General features: G+C 43.5%; 12 protein-coding genes. 2 read left to right on the top strand and 10 right to left on the bottom strand.

The features are described 5' to 3' along the window. Nucleotides 1–4: 4 nt before the first annotated feature. Genes ST37_RS12350 through ST37_RS12330 form a run of 5 tightly spaced genes read right to left on the bottom strand, consistent with a single transcriptional unit; the run spans nt 5 to nt 3,254 of the window. Nucleotides 5–487: a hypothetical protein gene (locus ST37_RS12350; RefSeq protein WP_084886825.1), complete on the bottom strand. Its 483-nt coding sequence runs from the start codon at nt 485–487 to the stop codon at nt 5–7. Continuing rightward, the gene (locus ST37_RS12345; RefSeq protein WP_084886823.1) at nt 484–1,788 is read right to left on the bottom strand and encodes a pilus assembly protein N-terminal domain-containing protein; all 1,305 of its coding nucleotides are present in this window, start codon (nt 1,786–1,788) and stop codon (nt 484–486) included. The genes ST37_RS12350 and ST37_RS12345 overlap by 4 nt, the downstream gene beginning before the upstream one ends. A 9-nt stretch (nt 1,789–1,797) precedes the next feature. Beyond that, nucleotides 1,798–2,586: a Flp pilus assembly protein CpaB gene (gene cpaB, locus ST37_RS12340; RefSeq protein WP_084886821.1), complete on the bottom strand. Its 789-nt coding sequence runs from the start codon at nt 2,584–2,586 to the stop codon at nt 1,798–1,800. A 10-nt stretch (nt 2,587–2,596) separates the two neighbouring features. After that, nucleotides 2,597–3,022: a prepilin peptidase gene (locus tag ST37_RS12335; RefSeq protein WP_084886819.1), complete on the bottom strand. Its 426-nt coding sequence runs from the start codon at nt 3,020–3,022 to the stop codon at nt 2,597–2,599. Between the two features lie 25 nt (nt 3,023–3,047). Further along, on the bottom strand, nt 3,048–3,254 hold the full coding sequence (locus ST37_RS12330) for a Flp family type IVb pilin (protein ID WP_084886817.1): 207 nt from the start codon (nt 3,252–3,254) through the stop codon (nt 3,048–3,050). Between the two features lie 475 nt (nt 3,255–3,729). Here ST37_RS12330 and ST37_RS12325 point away from each other — a divergent pair, with 475 nt between their 5' ends. Further along, the gene (locus ST37_RS12325) at nt 3,730–5,427 is read left to right on the top strand and encodes an AMP-binding protein (protein WP_084886815.1); all 1,698 of its coding nucleotides are present in this window, start codon (nt 3,730–3,732) and stop codon (nt 5,425–5,427) included. 89 nt (nt 5,428–5,516) lie between these two features. Here ST37_RS12325 and ST37_RS12320 read toward each other — a convergent pair whose 3' ends face one another. The 5 genes from ST37_RS12320 to radA all read right to left on the bottom strand — a co-directional run bounded on the left by ST37_RS12320 (nt 5,517) and on the right by radA (nt 13,984). After that, nucleotides 5,517–6,059 carry a porin family protein gene (locus ST37_RS12320; RefSeq protein WP_084886813.1) on the bottom strand — a complete coding sequence of 181 codons (543 nt, stop codon included), beginning with the start codon at nt 6,057–6,059 and terminating at the stop codon, nt 5,517–5,519. 31 nt (nt 6,060–6,090) lie between these two features. Then, on the bottom strand, nt 6,091–8,247 hold the full coding sequence (locus ST37_RS12315) for a vWA domain-containing protein (RefSeq protein WP_084886811.1): 2,157 nt from the start codon (nt 8,245–8,247) through the stop codon (nt 6,091–6,093). 159 nt (nt 8,248–8,406) lie between these two features. Then, nucleotides 8,407–10,488: an elongation factor G gene (fusA, locus tag ST37_RS12310; protein ID WP_084886809.1), complete on the bottom strand. Its 2,082-nt coding sequence runs from the start codon at nt 10,486–10,488 to the stop codon at nt 8,407–8,409. Nucleotides 10,489–10,763: 275 nt separating this feature from the next. Continuing rightward, the gene (locus tag ST37_RS12305) at nt 10,764–12,464 is read right to left on the bottom strand and encodes a diguanylate cyclase (RefSeq protein WP_084886807.1); all 1,701 of its coding nucleotides are present in this window, start codon (nt 12,462–12,464) and stop codon (nt 10,764–10,766) included. Nucleotides 12,465–12,607: 143 nt separating this feature from the next. Next, entirely contained in the window at nt 12,608–13,984 is a 1,377-nt protein-coding gene (radA, locus tag ST37_RS12300; RefSeq protein ID WP_084886805.1) for a DNA repair protein RadA, read from the bottom strand. 179 nt (nt 13,985–14,163) lie between these two features. Here radA and ST37_RS12295 point away from each other — a divergent pair, with 179 nt between their 5' ends. Further along, the gene (locus ST37_RS12295) at nt 14,164–16,503 is read left to right on the top strand and encodes a PilZ domain-containing protein (RefSeq protein ID WP_084886803.1); all 2,340 of its coding nucleotides are present in this window, start codon (nt 14,164–14,166) and stop codon (nt 16,501–16,503) included. Nucleotides 16,504–16,524 lie beyond the last annotated feature (21 nt).

The following is a 16,524-nucleotide window of genomic DNA, read 5'->3' as shown; positions in this document are numbered from 1 at the left end:
CCTTTTACTTAACCATTTTATTTGGGTTGGTCATAGACTGCCATCTTGCACCTTCAACAAAGCATCCTGTTGCCGTGTCACCTATTTTGCCAATTTGATAGTAATCACAAATGGGAGTAAACACTCTGTAGTCTGTACTAATCAATCGAAAGTCAAAATCACTATCCTCTAAACCATTTACACTGGTTACTTGTAGAGGATCCTTACCTTTCTTTCTTAGCAACTTTCTTACATGCTTTTCGATCTTGGAGCCTGAGTCAGTAAGCATAACCAACTCTATTTCTGCTTGAGCTAATGTATCCCAATTACTTTCGATATACTCTGTCACTTCAGACAGTGCTTCATCCAGTTTTTTGATTTCTACCGAGTAACTATGTTTAAGAGGCACAACATCAATCGCAACAGATTGCCTGTCACCAAGAGTATCGGCACAAGCGGCTAAAGATATAGAAACGAAAATTGCCAATATTTTATTGTATAGGCTCATCGCTTAAACCCTCCTTTAGACAGTACTTGCTCACTCCAGCGGCGAATGGCTGTGGGGTATTCCTGTTCAATAGCAAAAAAGCGGGCTAAATTATTGGTCTTTTTCATAGTTGGAAGCTGAATGGTATTGGCCTCCACCGGTTCCACTAAGTTCACTGTGGCGACAATGATCAATTCAGTCTTAATTCTTTCTGTAGAGGTATTTCTAAACATCGCACCTAAAATAGGTATGTCTCCGATATAGGGGATTTTTTGCAAACTTTCTTTATCTTGTGAATTCAATAATCCACCTAAAACAAAACTTTGCCCATCACCAAGTTCTATCGTAGTATCAACCTTACGACTAGTTAAAGAAGGGAGATCGTAAGTACCATCTTGATATTGGTTATCTATAGAGCTGACTTCTGGTGCCAGTGATAATACGATTTTATCATCTTGTAGTACCTGTGCCTGTAGCTGCAACCTTACACCATACTCTTTATAAATAACGTTGGTTCCGCCATCCGATACTGTCACAACTGGAATCTCACCACCCGCAAGAAAACTAGCGCTTTGTCCCGATATAACACTCATATTGGGTTCTGCCAAAACCTGTGCAACATTGTCATTATTGACAGCTGTAATGATTGTTGAGATATCATCCGCGCTAAAATTAATCAATTGATCAACAAAAACGCCAGGTGAGGTTGTACCTATTTGAACACCAAAGTCTTCCATAAAGGTATGGGATACTTCTGCAACGGTTAGACGTACATTAACTTGTTTTGTAGTCACTACTTTGACGTTATTAACGACTCCCGGGAAGCGGTACGTTCGAATTAATCCATTCGAAATAAAGACACCCTCTTTGCCAAGTAATTCACCAACCATCAAGTGTATTTCATCTTTTATTTGTTCTGTTGCAACAGTTCCGGTTAGCACCACCTGATCACCCAAATTACTTACAGAGACTTCACTATCTGGATATTGAATTTGGAGCTGTTGCTGAATGTGTACCAGACTTTTGTTGACGACGAGCTTGTTACTCAGAATGGTTCCACCTTCATCATCGAAAACTAGCAAGGTGGTGGTACCTACTTTTTTCCCGTAAAATATGATCTTATCTTTCTGAATGATATGGTAGTCAGCAATACTGGGATCTGAGATAAAAACCGAACCAATATCTCTCTTGGTCGATACGTAATGCGCATCACCTACACCTATATTTATCAAACTAGCGGCATGTGTGGCAGATACGAATAAAAACGCAAGTAATGACAAGCAAAACTTGGCGCAACAATCCTTGTAAGTTTTTAGTTCCATTTTATTCTCTCATCGCACCGTGAGGCTACTTCCGCGATACTCTGCTATTGCTTTAAATTGGGGTAATACATCGCCTGAGTTGGCTTGAAGAAGTGCAGCTTGTTCTATACCTGCTGATTTATGCAACTCTAAAGACGCCACTGATTTTGCAATGATTAACGTAGCAACCTCTTTTCTACTAAGCTCTAATACTACCGTTACATCATCTGTTGAGTTAAATACGCCATCATCAGATTCCACTTTTAGGACTTTTTTTGCTGCGAGTATTGGTTGAATATTGACCGAATTAACCCGGTAGGCTCCTTCACTCTTGTTTTGTTTAGTTAACGCTATAATATCTACAAGACCACCAGATTTAACCGAACCACCAATAACACTACTCCCTTTAACAATCATAGGGAAAGGTACTTTTTCCTGACCTAGCGCGAAATCAAGGTAATCTTCAGAACTTGGCGTTACATACATAGCTGTTGTCAACCACTGTCCTTTTTCAACTGGCTGACTAAGGATCCATGAGTCCGATATATTGATAACATCTGAAGGGTCGATCCCTTTTGAAATGGCTTCATTTTCCGGAACAGACACAAGCTCAAAGAGCGCTGTAGACATAGGGGTTCGAGGGGTAAGGCTTTCATTCGCCACCCAAACTGCCACCATATTAATAGGTTCTTCTTTTTCAACCTGCAAAACAGGCGTAGCATGAGTTTGCTGCTGCTTCGCTAAATAGTCTTGAGAAAAGCCGTACATGCCAGCTCCAACTGCAATTAGTGCAGCAGGTAATACTATTCTGGAACTCATCCTTAAACTCCTAGCCCAATGTGGCAATTATTCCAGCTAAACCGGAAATACTTATTGGGATTCCCATTGGCACACCTTTTTCTAAATAGTTGTTTAATAACAACTTATCCACAATTAAAAGAAGTATAACCAATAATAGTGTTATGGCTGCAGCCACCAGTATGAGGTCCCAAGCAAATACGGGGGAAATGGCTAGCGCCAGTATTGAAGCCAGTTTTATGTCACCAGCTCCGATCCCTCCTAGACGCCATACCAAAATACCCGCAGCTAATGTCATCAAAGCTTGTACTAGGTAAATTTCCTGGCCATATCTAAGACCAATGACTGCGAGAAATAAGACGGATAGCGTGCTATTCGAGATGGTCCTTTTCAACCAATCACTAATAGCAACGCTAAACAAGAAGTAGGTTATTAGGAACAAAAATAACAACTTCATTTTATTTGATGCTGGCTCTAGGGTGTTATGGAGTCACCGTAGAGACAATGCTAGACATAGCTGAGTTTAGCGCACCAGCTAGACCACTTGTGCCGTCACCACCAAATACAGAATAAACAATCGCTGCAATCGCTACAGCAATAATCGCGTATTCAATCGCAGTTACACCGCGCTCGTCATTCTTAAATTGTTGTAGCGCAGCCTGTGCTTTAGTAATAGTTTTCAAAAACATTTTATTCACTCCTTGATGTTAAAAAATTGGTCTCATTTTAAACTTTAAGATTAGAAACCAACGGCAAGCGTAAATTTAATTACTAAGTATTGCAACATGCAAGATACTGTAAACTTGATGTAAAACGTATCACAATTGAGACGTTTTTAGCATTGCTAGCATGTAAACATTTCCATGGCGCGTTAACCATTTGACACAAATAAACCTCAGGACTAACAAACACATGACATTTAGCATAAATAGTGCGTTTTTATGCAGCATTGTCATGTCAAGTGGTATATTTAGTCATAGAGGTTATATCACCCATAATGAGGACTAAAAATTGGACTACCCCTTTGGGACTACGAGAGTTAAGCTCAAATTTCAGACATTCTAACAGGTGTTTAGATTGACTATTTGCTCTAGGCGATCAACAATTTAACAACAAATTAACAATAACAATCGGCGACTTATAAGCTGGAAGGATGACCGGAATATGGACAATAACGTGAAGCCCAACTTAGAAATAAACGGACCATGCACTCATACACCACCCAATGAACTGATCTTGAAATGGGCTGAACAGCGCCCGAACGACATTTACCTCAAGCAAATCATCAATCGGAAGTTTACGACTTATACCTTTGCGCAAGTAGCAGACATGGCACTTCGCTTTGCTAATGCCTTACGTGAACTGGGCGTTCATCCTGGCGATAAGGTGGCTTTTGTTTCTAAAAACTGCGCTGAATGGTTTATTACCGACTTAGCATTGATGCTGGGTGATTTTGTAAGTGTGCCCATTTTTCCGACGGCGGGCTCGGATACTATCGCTTATTGTATTGAGCACAGTGAAAGTAAGGTACTAATAGCGGGTAAGTTGGACGACAGCACGCCGACGGCTGAAGCGGCGGCTAAAGTAGATGGCTTGATCACCATATCCTTCCCTTACGACTCCGCACCGCCGTGCGACCACGAATTTACAGCTCTCATTCAGTCAACTGAACCTCTAACTGATCGCGTGCAGCACTACGATGAAAAGCTGATGTCGCTCGTCTATACTTCCGGCACATCGGGGGTACCTAAGGGCGCAATGCTTACCTATGGTGGGTTTAATTGGTCATGTGCAAATCTAGCAAGCCATATTGGACTTAGACAAGATGACCGTTTGTTCTCTTATCTGCCACTTGCTCATATCACTGAGCGTGTCTACATATTCGGCTCATCAATATCCGCCGGATTAGAAACAGCGTTTCCGGAGTCGCTAGACACCTTCATTGAAGACGTCAAAATGCAGCGACCTACGCTGTTTATTTCCGTACCGCGTCTTTGGACTCTGTTTCAACAGCGTATTCAAGACAAAATGCCTCAATCTCGACTCAATATTTTATTGAAGATCCCTGTACTCAATAATATTGTGCGTAAAAAAATCATTGATGGACTGGGACTCGACCAAGGCCGAGTGCTAGGTTGTGGGTCTGCACCAGTGTCTCCAGCGCTATTAGAATGGTACCACTCTATTGGGCTTAATATTACCGAAGCATGGGGCATGACGGAGACATTTGCTTATAGCACGCTCAACTACCCGTTCCGCGCGGACAAGATTGGTACTGTAGGCAATGCTGGTCCTGGCATTGAACTAAAAATAGCGAGTGAAGATCAAGAAATTTTGGTTCGCAGTCAAGGGTTGTTTGCAGGGTATTACAAGAATGATGAAGCTACTCAAGAGAGCTTTAATTCTGAGGGTTGGTTGCATACTGGTGATATTGGTTCAATCGACTCTGACGGGTATCTCACCATTCAGGGACGCAAAAAAGACACATTTAAAACCGCCAAAGGCAAATTTGTAGCACCTGTTCCTATTGAGAAGAAGCTGGTCGAGTACGCTAGGGTTGAAATGCTTTGCTTAGTAGGGCTTGGGATGCCCGCGCCAATACTATTAGTCGTACCGCACGAGTTCCCTGACTTTGATAAGGCACGTTATCAACGTTCAGCTGAAAAAGTACTGAAGAAAATGAACGAACAGCTTGAGTCACACGAAAAAATTAAAGGCGTGCTGATGATCAAAGAGCCTTGGAGCATAGAGAACGGTATCTTAACTCCAACACTGAAAATTAAACGCCATATTCTAGAGAAGAAATATCACGATGTTGGCGTCAATTGGCCAAAAGATAAAGTTGTAGTTTGGGAAGAGTAAACTGATTTTTCCATTTGATAGATAATACAAAGGGAGGCTAGCCTCCCTTTGTTATTAGCAGCAAAAACTGATGCTACCTAACTCCTATATTAAAATTGATAGCCAATCTTCACACCAAAATCCCACACATCGTAGTCCAAGTCACCATGTTGAAATGCATTCAACGCCTCCAACCCTAGATCTACTGCAACGGTTTTTGCTTGTAATCGATAACTCAGACCTACTCCGTAGCTCAAACTAGTATCAGAAGTCGAAACAGGATCGATCTCTATTTCGCTATTTTGCGCACCGACCAAGAGGTAAGGAGTGAAACCCGAAGATAATGGATACATCGCTTTCAAATACCCAGAATAAAACAGCCCCTGCTCAACTATCCTCTCGTAAGCGGGCAGCTCAATGTCGGTGAAACCTTTACCAATACGTGCCTCAATGCCTAAGTAAGAGTTGAATCTATACCCAGCACTCACATGGGCGTTATAAAGCGTATCATCAATGTCAGATCCGTATTGATGATACGACATAGCAGCACCAACACCTAAATTCCAGCCTTGAGTGTCATCGACGCTTGCTTGAGCACAATGAGTAAACAGTGCTACAAGGCAAAGAGCGAGCAATTTATACGATTTGTTCATTTATCAATCCTTTAATGTACATATCCATTCTCTACAGATAGACGATGTTATCAATGTAGACAGCATCAGATGAATGTGATTTGGTTGCGTCTTTTTTGTATTTAATTTCAACACTATGCAAGCCAAATGGCACCACAATTTGGTCAGTTGAGCGCCATTCACTCATAATCCCCGAGTACCAAAATACTCGCTCACCATCAATGTAAAGCTCTAGGAAGTCATAACCTTCTTCTGAACGAGTTAAAAAATCAAATCCTATCGTAGAAAAACTCGCCATAAACTTAATTGTGCTCTGCTGGCCATGACCAATTGACTGAGATTTTAGGACATAACTGCCCATTTTTTCGTGCCATGACCCTTCTGCGGATACTACTTGCCACTGTTCAGACAGTTGGTGGGGATCACTAGAACCCACCTCAAAACTAATCGCTTGGTCTAGTGACGAGCGAATATAGTAAGCGGTCAATGTATATTCCATGACAAAAGGTTTCACCTCAGCGTAAGTTGCACCAAGTAAGTCACCATTCGTACTATCTACCGCTTCAACAACACAAGACTGAATATCATCACTCATAAACATCAATACATTACGTTCACTTCCAGTAAAGGAGCACTCACATAACGTAAATGCTTGAGTTGATGGATCAAAGTCACAAGTGATTGGTTGATCATCGTCATCAAGCTTTTGTTGACCATCAGCGAGGTAAGGTTTTGCACTCCAAACGTGACTAATAGATTGCTCGGCAGTCTCTAACTTCAAATCCCAAAGGCCAAAGTAATTGATAGAACTAATTTCATAAGGAGCCACCGAAAACCAAGAAGTAGCTTGAACATCATCGAGCGTGGTGTCCGTTTCTCGATCGCTAACCACTTGCAGTTTATAAACCCCGTGAGTATTGATATCAATATCAACCTCATTTACTGAGCTATCAATTTCAATACCATCTAAATACCAATCTAGCTGCAGATCAGGGTCTAAAACATTAAAGTATGGATAGGCTGTCGCGGTTAATGCGAATGGGTCAAACCCTGCTTCTTTCAACGTCTGTTTTTCCACATCCATTGAGAGCAAGATTACCGAGCCTGTGAACGATCCTGTATCGTATTCGTAATCCATTTGATACAGGTTACCAATGCTATCTTCATATTCCAAAATTAACTTTTGGCTTCCGGATTGTGATGCAGTGGAGTGTTTTAGTACATAATAGCCGTCTAATGAGGTAGATAGACCGGAGATAATATCACTTACAACCTCGCTGACTTCAGAGAGGTTTGCTACTTCTATTTCATTTTCTGGGGCGCTCGCAATATCAAACCACTCTAAACGTTCGGTTTGACTAGACAATGTAAACACGCGTTGTTTTGTAGAATCTCTATCACTAATCACTTCATCGAGAGTAACTAAATTTGAGTTTGCGTTACCGTCAGATATAACGATTAACGTTCCTAAAGGCGTATCTGTCGGTGAAAACAGATTTAGCGTGGTCGAAAGTCCCTCTTTGGCAGCTTTGTAAAGTGCGGTACTGTTATTAGAATCTCTAAGGTTTCGATAGTCACTTTCTAGTAGCTCATCAAATATTGCCTTTATCTGCACTGGATCGCGAGTAATCCCTGTTGCGGGGTAATGAGTCACGGTCGAGTCAAATACAATTATGGATACAGCCTGCTCATCTAAAAGGCGACTTGTAGGCTCAGCACCAGAGGTGTCTATAAGCGCATCTCTTACCCCTGTGACCGATGCAATAAAGTCATCATTGCTGACACTGGATGAAATATCGATAGCGATAGTAGTCGGTAATTGCAAATTGGTAGCAGGTTGAATCGTAGTGTAAGACTCAACATCCATTGGAGAGTCATCTTCGTAAGAGATGCTAAAGTGATCTTTCCAAAGGTCAGTGTGCTTTTCAGCCAAGCCGGTGACTGGATTCAAATCGTCATCGACCACTTTAAAAAGTGCGTTAACGTGCGAAGGTAGTTCACTAATAGCCACTATGGGCTCAAGCTTGATAATTGGCTCAAGCCTATCATCTGAAATGACTAGATCGATACTGGTACTGTTGACTGTGGACTCGCCCTTTTCTGGTAGCAAGCCGCCAGAAGCTGCAGTGTCATCGCCACCACAACTTGCGAGCAAAATTACTAACCCGGTGGCTACAACCCCTTTGAACGCCAAGCTCCGGCTATGCATACCTAAATCCTTACATCATCCATAATTTAGAAACGCCTTAGCTTACCTAATAACCGTACCCCATACTTTCTAACTAATGAGAAAGTTTAGAAAAAATTTAGCCAAAAAAAAAGCCCAGCCAAATGGCTGGGCTCTCTAAGTCAGGAAGTGACCGCTAAATTACTTAGCTTTCTCTTCTTTAACTTTAGCAATAACTTCTTCAGCAACGTTTTGTGGACATGCTGCGTAGTGGCTGAACTCCATAGAGAACTGACCACGACCAGAAGTGATTGTACGTAGGTGACCAATGTAGCCGAACATCTCTGAAAGAGGTACGTCAGCTTTAATACGAACACCAGTAACACCCGCTTGCTGATCTTTGATCATGCCACGACGACGGTTAAGGTCACCGATAACATCACCAACGTGATCGTCTGGAGTGAACACGTCAACTTTCATGATAGGCTCAAGAAGCTGTGCACCCGCTTTAGGGATAGACTGACGGAATGCGCCTTTCGCTGCGATTTCAAATGCGATTGCAGATGAATCGACTGCGTGGAAGCCACCGTCGAACAGTTCAATTTCAACGTCAAGAACTGGGAATCCTGCAAGAACACCCTCTTCCATCATTGATTTGAAGCCTTTTTCTACTGCAGGCCAGAATTCTTTAGGTACGTTACCACCAACAACGGTTGATGAGAATACGAAACCTGAACCTGGTTCACCTGGCTTGATGCGGTAATCGATCTTACCAAACTGACCAGAACCACCAGACTGCTTCTTGTGCGTGTAGCTATCTTCAACGGCTTGCGTGATAGTTTCACGGTAAGCAACTTGAGGAGCACCAACAGTTAGGTCAACACCGTAAGTACGCTTAAGGATGTCAACTTTAATGTCTAGGTGAAGCTCACCCATACCTTTAAGGATGGTTTCGCCAGTTTCGTCGTCAGACTCAACTTGGAAAGATGGATCTTCTGCAACCATTTTACCAATCGCAACACCCATTTTCTCAGAACCGCCTTTGTCTTTTGGCGCTACAGCAATCGAGATTACTGGAGTTGGGAATACCATTGGCTCTAGAGTTACTTGGTCTTTAGGATCACATAGAGTGTGACCAGTCTGAACATTCTTCATACCAACGATCGCAATGATGTCACCAGCTTGTGCGCTAGTCAGTTCTTTACGGTCATCGGCTTGCATCTCAACCATACGGCCAACACGCTCAGTTTTACCTGTGAATGAGTTCAGGATGGTGTCACCTTTGTTCAATTTACCAGAGTAAATACGAACGAAAGTTAGTGCACCGAAGCGGTCATCCATAATTTTGAATGCAAGCGCTTTAAATGTTTCGTCAGCAGAAACGATAGCGTGTTCGCCAGTTTCGTTACCTTCTTCGTCCATTAGAGGTTGAGGATCAACTTCTGTTGGAGCTGGTAGGTAGTCAACTACTGCATCAAGAACTAACTGTACGCCTTTGTTTTTAAACGCAGAACCACAGTAAGTTGGGAAGAATGCTAGGTCACGAGTACCGGTACGGATACAACGTTTGATGTCTTCGATAGAAGGCTCTTCACCTTCCATGTAAGCCATCATTAGTTCGTCGTCTTGTTCAACGGCAGTTTCGATTAGCTCTTCACGGTATTGCTCTACTTCGTCAACCATGTCCGCTGGAACATCTTGAATTTCGTAGTTTTCAGGAAGACCAGAGTCATCCCAAACGTATGCTTTACGAGAAAGTAGGTCTACAACACCTACGAAGTCATCTTCGCGGCCGATTGGTAGAACCATTACTAGTGGCGTAGCACCTAGTACGTTTTTCACTTGATCAACTACGTTGTAGAAGTCAGCGCCCATACGGTCTAGTTTGTTAACGAAGATCAGACGAGATACTTCTGATTCGTTAGCGTAACGCCAGTTAGTTTCTGATTGAGGCTCAACACCACCAGAACCACAGAATACGCCGATGCCGCCATCAAGAACTTTTAGAGAACGGTATACTTCAACTGTGAAGTCAACGTGTCCAGGAGTATCGATAACGTTTAGACGATGGTCATTCCAAAAACAGCTTACTGCTGCTGATTGGATAGTAATACCGCGCTCAGCTTCCTGTTCCATGAAGTCAGTAGTTGATTCACCATCATGTACTTCACCAGTTTTGTGGATTTGGCCGGTAAGCTTTAGGATACGCTCAGTCGTCGTGGTTTTACCCGCATCAACGTGCGCGAAAATACCAATGTTTCTGTATTTTGATAAATCAGTCATCGTTTTACTCTGTTAATAGGATATAAAATGCGCGCAGAGTATACCACAATCCGTCAAGACTGATACCCCTTAACGCGCTAGGAAAAAAAATAATTCGAAACCCGCATAAAGACTGAGCTAACAGCGATTTGCAAACTCGAACTAGCTTAAACTCCCACCTTGTTTGACCATAGTTGTCTATGGAAAGGTCAGAAGTTAATAGTAGATGAAAATTAGCTCAGTGCCACTCTAACCATCGCTGGTGAGCTCGGCAAGAAGTTTTACAGCGATTGACGCTACGAAACTGCGTTAGTGCTTGAAGGCGTGTTCTCTTCCGGAGGCGGATGTGCGGCGTGAGAGCGAGCGACTCGACGCGCGGTTTTATGCTTATACATTTTTTGGTCAGCCACTTCTACCATACGATAAACCGACGAATAGTCTTCTCTTAGAGCGATGCCAAAACTTATCCCAAACGGTTGATAAAGCTCTTTTTTAAGCCTCTGCTCTGTCGAGTAAATGGCAGCCTTAATCACTCCTGTTGATTGAGCGTCAAACAGCAGACCAAATTCATCACCGCCAATGCGAAACAAACGGCCTTCTCCCTTAAGCTCTTGAGTCAACACACGCGAGAACGTGATCAACAACTGATCGCCAAACGAGTGCCCTTTTAAGTCGTTACATTGCTTAAGACCATCTAAATCTAAGTACGCAAACCCAACCGACTCTAGAGCGTCACACAATGCGGTATCCATGGCTCTACGATTTTCTAGCTGGGTAAGCTCGTCTGTTTGTGCTAGTGCCAGAGATTGCTGCGCTGCCTTGACTGCAGAAGCTTTCTCACGACCAGTCAAATGCATCTGGTACGCTAAGACAAAAGAGAGTAGCACCACTTCAATAGTGACTCCGAGTAGACCAACGTGACTCATATACAGGGTTGGCTGACCTTGCAAACCGTTATTGGAAATGGCAATAGTGCCAAGCAGCACAAAACCAAGATTGGCGAGCAAATAAAACTTCGCGATGGAGACACCACTACGGAACTGCGAAATCCCACAAATAACGCCAAACCCTAGGAACACGCCTACTCCTACTCGATTCATCTCGTTCTGCCAATTAGGCGCGATCAGCCCCACCAACAATACAATCACATAGAGCCCAATAATCGCGTAGCCGCTTTTATATAAGAGTGGCTTGTTGTGAGATTGAATGCCAAGCAGTCGCATCACAAAATACACATAGGCCATATTTGAAATACAAATGGGCAGGCTCGCCCCGGTAAACCAGTGCACCCCAAACAAGTCAGAGAACACCAAAAGACTGGACGCATTAAATAATAGATTTCCTAAGATGAACACCGCATACGCAAAGTCGGTTTTGCGCAGTCGATATAGCCCCAGAATCAAATACAACATACCGAGACCGGCAAGAATACCCAGGCCAACCAGCGTGATTGCATTCCCTCTTTTAATATCCGCTAAATAATCCACTTCGAGCATGATAAATGGGGTTGGTGTAGCAATGTTAAACTGAGATTGTTGTTGAGTAAAAAGCTGATAATCACCCGGTTGAAGAATGAGTCTGCGTCCATGTCGTAGCATCATAGGGTTGGGTGTAGAGTCTAAAATACCGCCTGAGAAAACCGCAACATTCTTGCCTTCCGAGTCTAAAATCTGATGATGAAACTGTCCTATCAAAGTAGACCCAGAAAAATCAATTACATACCAATCTAAAGCTGGCACGGTAAAGGAGAGGACCGACAAGTAATGTCCACCAGTAAGCTTTGGCTGTGCGATCAGGATTGGTTTGCGCGAGTCGACATTTTGGCTGACATACCCTTTACTGTCTTCGATAGGATAATCGAATTGAAACCACGTAAGGTCTTGTTCAATAGCGTGGCCAGTGGCAAGGCAAAAGCGCGGCACAACGACAAGCGCCAAGACCAAGCCTAGCACCCACAACGTTGAATCGAACCATCGGTGTTGTTTTTTATCTCTCATTCGCCTTCACTTTTTCGAGCCTAGGCAGCTCGTTAGATTCTACAGGGCGAATGAAACACAAATCATTAAGCGTACCCGTAATATGCCGTACCGCTCACAATTTTGTTACAATTACAACCAAAGCAGATACAACGTTGGTTTTATTACAAATCATCGAAAGCAGAAATGGCTTCGGAAAGTTTATTTACACCAAAAACTTGCATGCCATCGATTCCCCCCTTGGGCAAGTTTTTCGACGGGACGATGGCCCGAGTGAAGCCATGTTTTTTAGCTTCCATAAGGCGCTCTTGGCCACTTGGTACTGGTCGAATTTCACCCGCAAGTCCAACTTCACCAAAGACCACAACATCCTTTGGCAATATACGATCTTTAAAACTTGAAAGCAGAGCCAAGATCAATGCCAAGTCTGCGCTAGTTTCAGTCACTTTGACGCCGCCAACCACATTGACAAATACATCCTGATCCGCCATTTGAAGTCCACCATGCTTGTGCAACACGGCTAGTAGGAGGGACAATCGGTTTTGATCCAAACCAACGGACACTCGCCGTGGGTTGGCCAGCTGTGAATAATCCACTAGGGCTTGAATTTCGACCAGCAGAGGTCGAGTTCCTTCCCAGACCACCATAACCGAACTGCCTGAGGTGTCTTCTTCGCCACGAGACAGAAAGATGGCCGATGGGTTGCTGACCTCTTTTAACCCTTCGCCGGTCATTGCAAAAACACCTAGCTCGTTAACCGCGCCAAATCGATTTTTGTGACTTCGCATGGTTCTAAATCGTGTGTCGGCTCCGCCATCAAGAAGAACGGAGCAGTCAATAATGTGTTCTAGCACTTTAGGCCCTGCAAGTGAGCCATCTTTGGTCACGTGCCCTACGATAAAAACAGCCACGTTATTTTGTTTAGCATAACGAGTTAACGCAGTCGCCGACTCCCTCACTTGTGCGACCGTACCCGGTGACGACTGCACATCACCCACATGCATCACCTGAATAGAGTCGATTACCATAATTTTGGGTTGCTCTTTCTCTGCAACCTGACAAATTCGGTCCACATTGGTTTCAGACAGCATTTTCAAGTTATCTTTGGGTAAGCCCAAACGAGAAGCGCGCATCGCAACTTGCTGCAGTGACTCTTCTCCGGTGACGTACAAGGTAGGCATATTTGCCGATAGTCGGCACATAGTTTGAAGTAGCAGCGTCGACTTACCCGCCCCTGGATTACCACCTATAAGTATGGCTGCGCCTGGAACAATCCCCCCCCCCAATACACGATCAAACTCTGTAAAACTCGAGCCAAATCGTGGGACTTCCTGCAGATCAATATCGGCCAATAGCTGAACCTCTGACTCGCCGCTTCCTGCATACCCCATAATCCGTTCATTTCGTGCTGCAGCAGGTGAAGCCGCTAGGCGCACTTCGGAGATGGTGTTCCAACTACCACACGCATTACATTGCCCTTGCCAACGGGGGAAATCCGCACCACAATCGTTGCACACATACGCGCGCTTTGCTTTAGCCATTGTTATACCTAAGTCTGTTAATCTGGATAGCCAATTACTCATTACATTGAGAATCGTTAATTTACCAGACTGAATTACCCTTACCTTCACACTTTTTAAGGGCAATCGTTCTATAAAGTTAAAGATTCATTAAACTATACCGATACCTTGTAATAAGAAAAACACTCTTTAGCCATTAAATGAATCAAGCGGAAGTAATATCACTGGTCGAGCAGCTTATTCCCGCCTATCACGCTGCCGATTTTGAACAGCTTATAGACAGCCTAACCGAAGGAGAGCCACCCTCGCTAAAATTGCTCGCTAAAATGGAGCTGAAGCGAGTAATGTCGACGTGCACAAAATCGATAGACTTACGTGGACGAGTCAATGGAGAGTGCAGAGAGTATCAACTCGATGGGTTAACCCACTGGTTAGACGATGTAGCCATCAATACCTATCACAAAAAAATAGTGCGATTCGGTGGCTATACAGAAGGTGTGTACGAAGCGTTAATCAATACCCACAATAATTTTCGTATCCTGCACCAAAATGGCAAAATGAAGCGCACTGGCGATATTGAACAAGATGAAAACTTCATGTGTGATATTGTCAATTTTGGGGTCGACCTACAGCGACAAGAAAAACGCATGCGTTTGGCCACAGAAGTCGAGCTGACTTTACCCACAGGACAGCAAATTAACGCCCTGTCGATCGATATTTCGAATTCAGGCATTAAACTTAAAGTCCCCAGCGCATTTTCGTATCACTTAGGCGAAGTCGTACAAGCTCGCTTTATCAAACTGGCTGAGCGCTGCGCTATCCGCCAATTAGCGGCCCCAAATAACTACCGAGTACTAGGGGTAGATCTTTGCCCAGAAAATCCCAGTATTCGTTGGTTGAGACTGCTAAAGCTGTCTGAAAATGACTACATGGATCATGCCATTCGTAAGTTGCTCAAGGGCACCACCAAAAAAGCACTGCACGATAAGCAGGATAGGATCATTCGCGTTAAAGCTGGCGGCTATGAGCATGTGCACCTAAGAAACAGCGCTAACTTGCCGCTGTTTTTTAGTGGCACAGAACTCAAGTTCACCATGTTAACCGACAACAACTTACCCATTTGGCGTTACTGGCACGATGAACGTAACCAACAAAACTTTGGCAGTCTGTTTAACCCTAGCCGTATAAAATCCTTGATCCATGACGGAGTTAGGTCATCAAGCAATGTCATTTACGCGTTCAAACACGATTACAAGCAGAAGGAGCTCTTCTATTCTTTGATGCTACCTGAATCCAACATACAAGAGCGAAAACTGTTTTGGCACATGGGTGCACGAAAAGACAGCTGGAAAGTTTTTCGCATCCACGTATATGAATTGTTGGACGAAGAAATCAGCCGCATGGCGAAAGCCGATCCAAATCATACGCAGGAAATGCTGAGTATTACGCATATGGTGTTATTGGTTGAATTAAGTAACAAAGATACGGCTTCAGATTACCTCCTAACCGAAAAACCAAACTTACCAACATCAGCGCTGAATCGGTTTAGACACAGTCGTAAGATTACTGGCTCACCAAATGCGATCTATTTCGATGCGCGATCACGACGTAAAGAGCCAAGGTTCGAATTTAATACACCGGTTACCCTCAATTTTAAAAATGGTTCGGTGCGTGGCACAACTCTCAACTTTTCTAACAGGGGCATGAGCGTTAAGCTTGCTAAGCCACTCGAACAGCGATGTGGCGATATCGCTGAAGTACATTTTCTAGAGCTTCAAAAATACAACGCAAAAATCAACCTTAGCAACCTGCCCTATTGCGCGGTAAGAATTGAACCCAACTACCAAATGATGCATTTTTCGATTCAAGAGAGTAAAGACACGAGCAACAGTCTAAAATTCTTGCGCTCTCTAATTGCACATAACAAGAACAAACTGGTCGAAAAAGAAGAGCAATTACCAAACCCCAATTTATTGCGATCAATACACCAGTCACTATTGTCTAGAATTGCCTGTATACCTTACTTTGTCGAACGAAAAGACCATTCTCTTCGTCCACGCTCTGTTGGGGCTAACTTTCCCCTTGGTCGCGTTGGTCAATTGTTACATGCACTTGGTAGCAAAGATAAGTTTTCACTGGACACCTTATTGAAAGGGCGCTCTAACCGACTCATGGCCTCGCCAATGAAAGCTCGAGATAACACCACACCGGTCTATCATGAAGTGTATATGCTGGTTGAAAAAAATGGCGATCATATCGTTAATATCGAAAGCAAAATATTCGAAGACTTCGATAACGCACAAAGCCGTATCCACTTTGTGAAGAAAGCCAAAATGGTCGGCTTGTTTTATGCGATACGTATCTCTGCGTCGCCGGTGAATAAAGTCATGAGCGAACTATTACGTAGAGAATTGGAGGAGATTGCGGTAGACGCCATTCACCACGCACGATCGCTTGAGAATGAGTTTTCGGGGCTGATAGGCTATGGAGAGATCGTGGATATTACCGAAGAAGTGCTGGTTAGACTTGAACTGACCTAGCCGTGTCGGTAACACCCACTG

The sequence above is a fragment of the Vibrio sp. qd031 genome (assembly GCF_002100145.1).
Classification (GTDB): Bacteria; Pseudomonadota; Gammaproteobacteria; order Enterobacterales; family Vibrionaceae; genus Vibrio.
Note: the sequence above shows the minus strand (reverse complement) of the source record. Positions and strands in the feature narration are given on the sequence as shown.

Excerpts from the sequence above, each read along its gene's own strand:
- ST37_RS12350 (WP_084886825.1), bottom strand. The coding sequence starts at position 487 with ATGAGCCTATACAATAAAATATTGGCAATTTTCGTTTCTATATCTTTA.
- ST37_RS12345 (WP_084886823.1), bottom strand. The coding sequence starts at position 1,788 with ATGGAACTAAAAACTTACAAGGATTGTTGCGCCAAGTTTTGCTTGTCA.
- cpaB (WP_084886821.1), bottom strand. The coding sequence starts at position 2,586 with ATGAGTTCCAGAATAGTATTACCTGCTGCACTAATTGCAGTTGGAGCT.
- ST37_RS12335 (WP_084886819.1), bottom strand. The coding sequence starts at position 3,022 with ATGAAGTTGTTATTTTTGTTCCTAATAACCTACTTCTTGTTTAGCGTT.
- ST37_RS12330 (WP_084886817.1), bottom strand. The coding sequence starts at position 3,254 with ATGTTTTTGAAAACTATTACTAAAGCACAGGCTGCGCTACAACAATTT.
- ST37_RS12325 (WP_084886815.1), top strand. The coding sequence starts at position 3,730 with ATGGACAATAACGTGAAGCCCAACTTAGAAATAAACGGACCATGCACT.
- ST37_RS12320 (WP_084886813.1), bottom strand. The coding sequence starts at position 6,059 with ATGAACAAATCGTATAAATTGCTCGCTCTTTGCCTTGTAGCACTGTTT.
- ST37_RS12315 (WP_084886811.1), bottom strand. The coding sequence starts at position 8,247 with ATGCATAGCCGGAGCTTGGCGTTCAAAGGGGTTGTAGCCACCGGGTTA.
- fusA (WP_084886809.1), bottom strand. The coding sequence starts at position 10,488 with ATGACTGATTTATCAAAATACAGAAACATTGGTATTTTCGCGCACGTT.
- ST37_RS12305 (WP_084886807.1), bottom strand. The coding sequence starts at position 12,464 with ATGAGAGATAAAAAACAACACCGATGGTTCGATTCAACGTTGTGGGTG.
- radA (WP_084886805.1), bottom strand. The coding sequence starts at position 13,984 with ATGGCTAAAGCAAAGCGCGCGTATGTGTGCAACGATTGTGGTGCGGAT.
- ST37_RS12295 (WP_084886803.1), top strand. The coding sequence starts at position 14,164 with ATGAATCAAGCGGAAGTAATATCACTGGTCGAGCAGCTTATTCCCGCC.